The organism is Arthrobacter sp. Br18 (genome assembly GCF_000520555.1).
GTDB lineage: Bacteria > Actinomycetota > Actinomycetes > Actinomycetales > Micrococcaceae > Arthrobacter_D.
In genome coordinates, this window is sequence record NZ_KI914885.1 from 90,947 (window position 1) to 99,551 (window position 8,605).

5 protein-coding genes are annotated in these 8,605 nt (G+C 66.4%); 1 reads left to right on the forward strand and 4 read right to left on the reverse strand.

Annotation, left to right across the window (positions count from 1 at the left end; translation table 11 throughout):
- From Y704_RS21565 to guaB, 3 genes are all read right to left on the reverse strand, one after another.
- Positions 1–674: IMP dehydrogenase (locus tag Y704_RS21565; protein ID WP_035772927.1), on the reverse strand; the 674-nt coding region annotated here is incomplete at its 3' end.
- 87 nt (positions 675–761) lie between these two features.
- Positions 762–2,597: an ABC transporter ATP-binding protein gene (locus tag Y704_RS0114425; RefSeq protein WP_026550639.1), complete on the reverse strand. Its 1,836-nt coding sequence runs from the start codon at positions 2,595–2,597 to the stop codon at positions 762–764.
- Between the two features lie 54 nt (positions 2,598–2,651).
- Positions 2,652–4,178, reverse strand: a complete 1,527-nt coding sequence (guaB, locus tag Y704_RS0114430; RefSeq protein WP_026550640.1) for an IMP dehydrogenase — start codon at positions 4,176–4,178, stop codon at positions 2,652–2,654.
- Positions 4,179–4,852: 674 nt separating this feature from the next.
- Between guaB and Y704_RS0114440 the strand changes: the two genes are divergently transcribed.
- Positions 4,853–6,487: a ribonuclease J gene (locus Y704_RS0114440; protein ID WP_051477125.1), complete on the forward strand. Its 1,635-nt coding sequence runs from the start codon at positions 4,853–4,855 to the stop codon at positions 6,485–6,487.
- 350 nt (positions 6,488–6,837) lie between these two features.
- Here Y704_RS0114440 and groL read toward each other — a convergent pair whose 3' ends face one another.
- Complete coding sequence (gene groL, locus Y704_RS0114445; protein WP_026550643.1) at positions 6,838–8,451, reverse strand: chaperonin GroEL; 1,614 nt, start codon at positions 8,449–8,451, stop codon at positions 6,838–6,840.
- Between the last annotated feature and the right edge of the window lie 154 nt (positions 8,452–8,605).

An 8,605-nucleotide genomic window follows, 5' to 3' on the forward strand; every position in this document is an offset into this window, starting at 1 on the left:
GCCCCTCCACCGAACCCCACGAGGACGCCTGCCGCACCGGTGCGCATGAGGTGGAGTGCAGGGGTGTAGCCCGCGGCGCCGCCGACGATCACCGGGACGTCGAGTTCGTAGATGAACTTCTTGAGGTCGAGGGGTTCCTCGTTCTTCGAGACGTGCTCGGCGGACACGGTGGTTCCGCGGATGACGAAGATGTCGACGCCGGCGGCCAGGACCGTCTTGTAGAACTGCTGGGTTCGCTGGGGGGTCAGGGAACCCGCCACCGTCACGCCCGCTTCGCGGATCTCGGCGAGGCGGCTGGTGATCAGCTCGGCCTGGATGGGCGCGTCGTAGATCTCCTGCATGCGCTTCGTTGCGGCCGGGCTGAAGTTCCCGTCGCTCAGGCCGGCGATCTCGTCGAGCGCCGCCTGCGGATCCTCGTACCGCGTCCACAGTCCCTCGAGGTTGAGTACTCCCAGCCCGCCGAGCCTGCCCATGGCGATCACGGTGGCAGGCGACATCGCTGAGTCCATCGGAGCGGCGACCACCGGCATCTCGAACTGGTACGCGTCGATCTGCCAGCTCACCGATACGTCGAGCGGGTCGCGGGTACGCCGCGACGGCACCACCGCCACGTCGTCCAGGGAGTACGCCCTGCGTCCACGCTTGCCTCGGCCGATCTCAATCTCGTAGGTCACTGCTCTAGGTTATCCCAGCAGTTATCCAGCAGTTTTCCCGGGCGCGGTTCGGGCGTCCACCTGGGGCGGGGTGGGGTCCAGGGAGGCTCAACGGAGCTGATCCCCCGTCAGTTGGCTCTCGAACATCCTGAAGTACCTGCCCCGAAGCGCCACGAGCTCGCGGTGGGTGCCCGCTTCCACGATGCGGCCGTCCTCAAGCATGTAGACGACGTCGGCCTTCTCGATGGTGGCGAGGCGGTGGCTGATGGCCACGATGGTACGCGACCGGTCGGCGAAGAGGCGCGTGAAGATCCGGTGCTCGGCGAGGGCATCGATGGCCGACGTCGGCTCATCCAGCACCACGAAGGGTGCGTTCCGGTAGAAATTGCGGGCCATGGCGAGGCGCTGCCACTGCCCGCCCGACAGTCCGCTGCCCTTGCGCCCACGAGGGTCCTCCATCCAGTTGCTGACGTAGTTCTCGAAACCGTTCGGCATTCCCTGGATGAAGTCGGTCGCCTCGGCGTCGTCAGCTGCACGTCGGATCCGGTCCTCGTCGCGCGGCTGGTCCACGTCACCGAAGTAGATGTTGTTGGAAGCGGTGGCGAACTCGTACTTGAGGAAATCCTGGGACATCACCGCGAGGTGCCGGTGCCACGGCGCCGTCCCGAGGCTGCGGAGGTCCTGCCCGTCGAGCAGTACCTGTCCTGAACCCGGCTCGTAGAGCCCTGCCAGGACCCGGATCAGGGTCGACTTCCCTGCCCCGTTCTCCCCTACGACGGCGATGTGGCTTCCGCGCCCGATACTCAGCGAAATGCCCTTCAGCACCTCGGCGTTACCGCCCGCATAGGTGAAGTGGATGTCCCGCAGCTCCACGGACGACGGGGCCGCGGACAACTTCCGCGCGGGCGAGGTGGCCACCGGGAACCCCATGAACTGCTCGTAGTCCTTGAGGTTCGCGAGGTCCTCGTCGATGGAGCTCAGCGACGTCACCAGTGACTTCGCGGTATTCAGCGCCCGGCTGACGATCTGCTGGACATAGAGGAACTGGCCCACCGGCTGCGCCCTCGCGATGATCTGGCCCACCACCCAGAGCAGGGCGATCACTTCCGCCCCGTACTGCAGGGCATCCGCGAGCAGCTGCTTCGGGATGTAGCGCCGCTGGAAGTCGAGCCGCCGCTTCTCGTCGGCGTCGCGGAGCCTGGACCGCAGGTCCATCAGATACCCCACTATGCCGTACAGGCGCATCTCGGCGATGTGCTGGGGACGCATGAGGTTGGTTTCGATCATGCGCCGCTGCCTGCGGGAATCCACCTGGGTGTTCCAGTGCGCCATCTGCTCCCGCGACAGCCGGAACTGCAGGTAGACGCTGGGAATGATCGCCACCAGAACGATCAGTGCCACCCACCAGCTGACCAGCAGGAGTGCCCCGATCGCGAGCACCACCGATACCAGCTGTGTGAAGATCGCGGCGATCCTGTCGAGGACCCGGGCGTAGGAGTCGGAGAACCGCTTCGCGCGGTCGTACAGGTCGACCGTTTCCTTGTCGTCGTAGCGCCAGAATTCGAGGGCCAGGAACCGCTCGTACATCTGGTCGCCCGCCACAGCGCCCACTCGGAAGCTCAGCACCTGCTGGATGTAGCGGTCAACGCTCGTGAACCCGCCCCAGAGCAGGCCGAGCGCCGCAGTGATGAAAACGTAGGTGACGGCCCGGCGCCCCGCGTCGGAATCTCCGGCGTACGCCTCCGCGAGCGCCGTCGTCGTGAGCGCCGCGAAATAGGTGGTGACCAGCGGCAGGACGGCCGAGATGAGCGATCCCAGGACCTTCATGACGACGGCGCCGGGCGAGGCCCTGGCACTGACCTTGAGGACCTGGCCCACGGCCCGTGCATAGGGCCGCAGCGCGATGCGCCGCCGCGGGGCCGGCGAGGCTCCTCCGCCCGTCACCGGGACGACGCTCCGCCGGACCGTCCGGGACGTCCGCGGCCGGCAGGCATGCTGCTACTTGGAGCCGTAGTTGGGGGCCTCGACCGTCATCTGGATGTCGTGCGGGTGTGATTCCTTCAGACCGGCGGAGGTGATGCGGACGAACTTACCCTGGGCCTTGAGCTCCGGGATGGTGCGCGCGCCGGTGTAGAACATGGTCTGGCGGAGCCCGCCCACCAGCTGGTGCGCCACGGAGGCGAGCGGCCCGCGGTAGGCGACGCGGCCCTCGATACCCTCGGGGATGAGCTTGTCATCGCCGCTCACATCGCCCTGGGAATAGCGGTCCTTCGAGTAGGACGTGTTCTTGCCGCGGGTCTGCATGGCCCCGAGCGATCCCATGCCGCGGTACGTCTTGTACTGCTTGCCGTTGACGAAGACCAGCTCGCCGGGCGCCTCCGCCGAACCGGCGAGAAGTGAGCCGAGCATCACGGTGTCGGCGCCGGCCACGAGGGCCTTGCCGATGTCGCCCGAATACTGCAGGCCGCCGTCGGCGATGACGGGAACGCCGGCGGGGATGGCCGCTTTCGCTGATTCGTAGATGGCGGTGATCTGCGGCACGCCCACGCCGGCGACGACGCGCGTGGTGCAGATGGAGCCGGGCCCGACGCCCACCTTGATGCCGTCGGCGCCGGCGTCGATCAGGGCCTGCGCCCCCTCGCGGGTGGCCGCCTGGCCACCGATGATGTCCACCTGCGCCAGGGCCCTGTCCGCCTTGAGCTTCGTGATCATCTCGAGGACGCCCGCACTGTGCCCGTTGGCGGTGTCGACGAACAGGGCGTCCACGCCGGCGTCGACGAGGGCCATGGCCCGGTCCCAGCCGTCGCCGAAGAAGCCGATGGCCGCGCCCACCCGGAGGCGGCCGTCGTCGTCCTTGGTGGACAGCGGGTACTGCTCGGCCTTGGTGAAGTCCTTGACCGTGATGAGGCCGCGGAGCACTCCGTCGCCGTCGACGAGCGGCAGTTTCTCGATCTTGTTCACGGCCAGGAGGTTGATGGCGTCGTCGCCGCTGATTCCCACCCGGCCGGTGATGAGCGGCATCTTCGTCATCACCTCGTGCACCAGCCGGTGCGGGAAGTCCCTTTCGAGGACGAAGCGGGTGTCACGGTTGGTCACGATCCCCAGCAGGCGCCCCTGATCGTCGACCACGGGAAGCCCCGAGACGCGGTAGCGACCGCACAGTTCGTCGAGTTCCGCCAGGGTGGCGCCGGGCCCGATGGTTAGCGGGTTGGTGATCATGCCCGATTCGCTGCGCTTGACGCGGTCCACCTGCTCGGCCTGGTCCTCGATGGACAGGTTGCGGTGGATGACGCCGAGCCCGCCCTGGCGCGCCATCGCGATGGCCATGCGTGCCTCGGTGACCGTGTCCATCGCGGAGGACAGCAGCGGGGTCCGGACAGTGATGCGCTTGGAGATGCGCGACGACGTGTCCGCCTCAGAGGGAATGACGTCGGTGTAGCCGGGCAGCAGCAGGACGTCGTCGTAGGTGAGACCGACGAATCCGAAGGGGTCGTGGGCTTCGTTCTGCGCGGACAGCTGGGTCACTGCGTGAGCCTCTTTCGGTGTCGCCTGCGGTGGGGGGCGCCCGCGGACAGCCGGCGGGCAGGTACTCAAGTCTAGAACGGATCAAAGTACCGCCCTATTCCACTGCCGGTGCCGTTGGACACACCCGGAAATGGTCGACAGTATCTACCAGCCGGTCTGCGCCCGGCGTTTCTCCTCGAACGCCGGCACCGTGGTCAGTACATACGTCCTGGTCGATGTACACGCCCACATTGCCGATGACACCCGGGCAGGTGGCATCGGTGCACAGCTGGTCGGTCATGTCCAGCACCCCTACCCACGGCGCGGCCTCAGGCAGAGCGGCCAGCGGGGAAGCGGCGTTCACCGGGGGTTGGAGCGGCCGCTGCAGCGCACATGTCCCTCGTGGTCCCGGCGATCGTCACGCGGGAAATTCCTTCGTTCGGCCTAGGTGCAAACCTCCAGTTCACCCGCCGGCAACTCCCATCAGATGTGCACCCGGCATCCCCGGGTAGGCTCGCGGGCCCGAACAGCGTTATTCTCGATACCAAGACCTTTGGCAGTGGCGTACCGCCACAACGTCCCCTCAGCGCAGTGGGACCGCCTCGCATCCCCCGACAAACACCACGAAAGAATCCCTCTCTGTGAATAAAGCACCTGCCACTCTAAAAGCCCCCCGCGACCTTGCCAAGGGCGCGATGCGCATTGTTGCCCTCGGCGGTATCGGCGAGATCGGCAGGAACATGACGGTCTTCGAGTTCGACGGCAAACTCCTGATCGTCGACTGCGGTGTCCTCTTCCCCGAGGACCACCACCCCGGCGTGAACGTGATCCTGCCCGACTTCACGGCCATCCGGGATCGGCTCGACGACGTCGTGGCGGTGGTGCTCACGCACGGCCACGAGGACCACATCGGAGCAGTTCCCTACCTGTTGAAGGAACGGGCCGACATTCCGCTGGTGGGCTCGCAACTGACGCTGGCGTTCATCGAGGCCAAGCTCAAGGAACACCGCATCACCCCCAAGACCATCCAGGTCAAGGAGGGCGACCGCCGCACCATGGGCGGATTCGACCTCGAATTCGTTGCGGTCAACCACTCGATCCCGGACAGCCTGGCAGTCGCGATCCGCACCGCTGCCGGCATGGTCCTCCACACCGGCGACTTCAAGATGGACCAGTTCCCGCTTGACCGCCGCATCACCGACCTCGGCGCCTTCGCCCGGCTCGGAGCCGAAGGAGTCGACCTCTTCCTCACCGATTCGACCAACGCCGACGTCCCGGGTTTCACGACCTCCGAGAAGGACCTCGCGCCCGCCATCGACACCGTGTTCCGGACGGCACCGCGCAGGATCATCGTCTCGAGCTTCGCCAGCCACATCCACCGCATCCAGCAGATCATCGACGCCGCGCAGCGCCATCAGCGGAAAGTGGCCTTCGTAGGCCGCTCCATGGTGCGCAACATGACCATCGCCAACGATCTCGGGTATCTGAAGATCCCGCAGGGCATCCTGGTGGACTTCCGGAAGCTGGAGAAAACCGACGACCACAAGGTGGTGCTCATCTGCACCGGGTCCCAGGGCGAGCCGATGGCCGCGCTGTCCAGAATGGCCAACAAGGACCACGCAATCCGTATCCACGAGGGCGACACCGTGCTCCTGGCGAGCTCCCTGATCCCGGGGAACGAGAACGCGATCTACAGCATCATCAACGCCCTGACCGAGATCGGCGCCAACGTGGTGCACAAGGGTAACGCGAAGGTGCACGTGTCAGGACACGCCAGCGCAGGCGAACTGGCCTACTGCTACAACATCGTCAAGCCCCGCAATGTGATGCCGGTGCACGGCGAGTGGCGCCACCTGCGCGCGAATGCCGCCATCGCCGTCAGCACCGGTGTGGACCAGCGCGACGTCGTGATCGCCGAGGACGGCGTGACGGTTGACCTGCACCGGGGCCGCGCCACGATTTCGGGCAAGGTGCCCGCCGGCCTGATCTTCGTGGACGGCGACAGCGTCGGCGGCATCACCGAGGACACGCTGCGCGAACGCCGCCGGCTCGCCGAGGAGGGTTCCGTGACGGTGCTTGCGATCGTCGACGCCGAGACCGGCCAGACCGCGGAGGTTCCGGAGTTCTTTACCAAGGGCTTCTCATGCTCGAGCGAGGACCTCGACAAGGCGGGCGCTGCGGTCGACAAGGCCCTGAAGGATGCGTCGTCGAATCGGCAGGGCGGGCGGTCCCTGAGCCTCGAGACCATCATCGAGCGCGCGACGGCGAACTGGATGCGTCGTTTCTACAACAGGACGCCGGTCATCACGGCCATCGTGGTGGACGCCTGACCACTTCCGGCTTTCAAGCGGTCGTTGCAGCACCGGATTCCGGGAGCCGCAGCGGCCGCTTCGTCGTTCATGGGGCACCCTGCCCTCCCCTGCATCAGAATCGACGCGTTTGAGGAGCCGGATGCCGTGTCGACGTGCGACACGCCGGTTATCAGCGCCGTCGGAAATTGAATGGCGGCAGATCCGGTGCACCAGTCCCGCTCCGCACCGAATCGGTTCACCCGCCGAATGCCACAGGCCCCCGGTTCAACGCGAAATGCCCGGCCAGGTTACCCTGGCCGGGCATTTCGTTGTGCTGATCGTTCAGCCGCCTGGGGTGTTACACCCAGCCGGCCACTGCAGGCTCTGCCCTAGTGGCCGTGTCCGTGGCCGTCGTTGTCGCTTTCCTCGGGCTTCTCGACCACCAGGGTTTCAGTGGTCAGGACGAGTGCCGCGATCGAGGCTGCATTGCGCAGTGCCGAACGGGTGACCTTGACCGGGTCGATGATCCCGGCGTCCACCAGGTTCTCGTACTCGCCGGTCGCGGCGTTGAAACCGCTACCCACCTCGAGATCGGTTACGCGGGCAACCACCACGTAGCCCTCGTGGCCCGCGTTCTCGGCGATCCAGCGCAGGGGCTGGGCGAGCGCGCGGCGTACCAGGCCGACAGCCGTGGCGGCGTCGCCCTCGAGAGCCAGGACGTTGGGGTCGGTGTCGAGCGCCTTGCCGGCGTGAACCAGCGCGGAGCCGCCACCTGCAACGATGCCCTCTTCGAGCGCCGCACGGGTCGAGGAGACAGCATCCTCGATGCGGTGCTTCTTTTCCTTGAGCTCAACCTCGGTGGCTGCGCCGACCTTGATGACTCCCACTCCGCCGGCGAGCTTCGCCAGGCGTTCCTGGAGCTTCTCACGGTCCCAGTCGGAATCGGTGCGCTCAACCTCGGCGCGGATCTGGGCCACGCGGTCGGCGACGTCGGACTCGCTGCCGATGCCGTCCACAATGGTCGTCGTGTCCTTGGTGACCGTGATGCGCCGGGCGGAGCCCAGCACTTCGAGGCCAACCTGATCGAGCTTCAGGCCCAGGTCAGGAGAGACGACCTGCGCGCCCGTGAGGGTCGCGATGTCCTGCAGCATGGCCTTGCGGCGGTCGCCGAAGCCGGGTGCCTTGACCGCGACCACGTTGAGGGTGCCGCGGATCTTGTTCACCACGAGGGTTGAGAGCGCTTCACCGTCAATGTCCTCGGCAATGATGAAGAGGGGCTTGCCCGCCTGCAGCGCCTTCTCGAGCAGCGGCAGGAACTCCTGCAGCGACGAGATCTTGCCGGAGTTGATCAGGATCAGCGCATCTTCGAGCACTGCTTCCTGGCGCTCGGCGTCGGTGACGAAGTACGGCGAGAGGTAGCCCTTGTCGAACTGCATGCCCTCGGTGAGGACCAGCTCGGTCTGGGTCGAGGAGGATTCCTCGATGGTGATGACGCCGTCCTTGCCGACCTGCTTGAACGCCTCCGCGAGGAGGTCGCCCACCTCGGTGCTCTGCGCGGAGATCGAGGCAACGTTGGCGGTCTGCTGCCCGACGACTTCCCGGGCGTTCTCGAGGAGACGCGCGGCTACCGCCTCGACTGCCACCTCGATACCGTGCTTGAGCTCACCGGGAGCAGCACCCGCGGCAACATTCCGCAGGCCCTCCTTGACCAGTGCCTGCGCCAGGACGGTGGCTGTGGTGGTTCCGTCACCGGCTACGTCGTTGGTCTTCGTGGCAACTTCCTTGGCCAGCTGTGCGCCAAGGTTCTCGTACGGGTCGTCCAGTTCGATTTCGCGGGCGATCGTCACACCATCATTGGTGATCGTGGGAGCACCCCACTTCTTGTCCAGGACGACGTTGCGGCCGCGCGGGCCGAGCGTCACCCGAACCGTGTTTGCGAGTTTGTCCACGCCGGCCTCCAGGGCACGGCGGGCGGCATCGTTGAATTCCAACTGCTTTGCCATTGTCTATTCCTTTCAGGCTGGTGCAGCGAGAAGAACCCCGGCCATTCGAGGCCGGGGTCCCTCTTCGGATTGGAGCCGTTCGCTCAGGGTTCCCTGGTGCTGCGAGCTCTGCGAGCAGTACGAGGGTGAGCGGATTGGAGCCGTTCGCTCAGGG

Coding starts and splice junctions, on each gene's coding strand:
- Y704_RS0114440 (WP_051477125.1), top strand. CDS start 4,853: ATGCGCATTGTTGCCCTCGGCGGTATCGGCGAGATCGGCAGGAACATG.
- groL (WP_026550643.1), bottom strand. CDS start 8,451: ATGGCAAAGCAGTTGGAATTCAACGATGCCGCCCGCCGTGCCCTGGAG.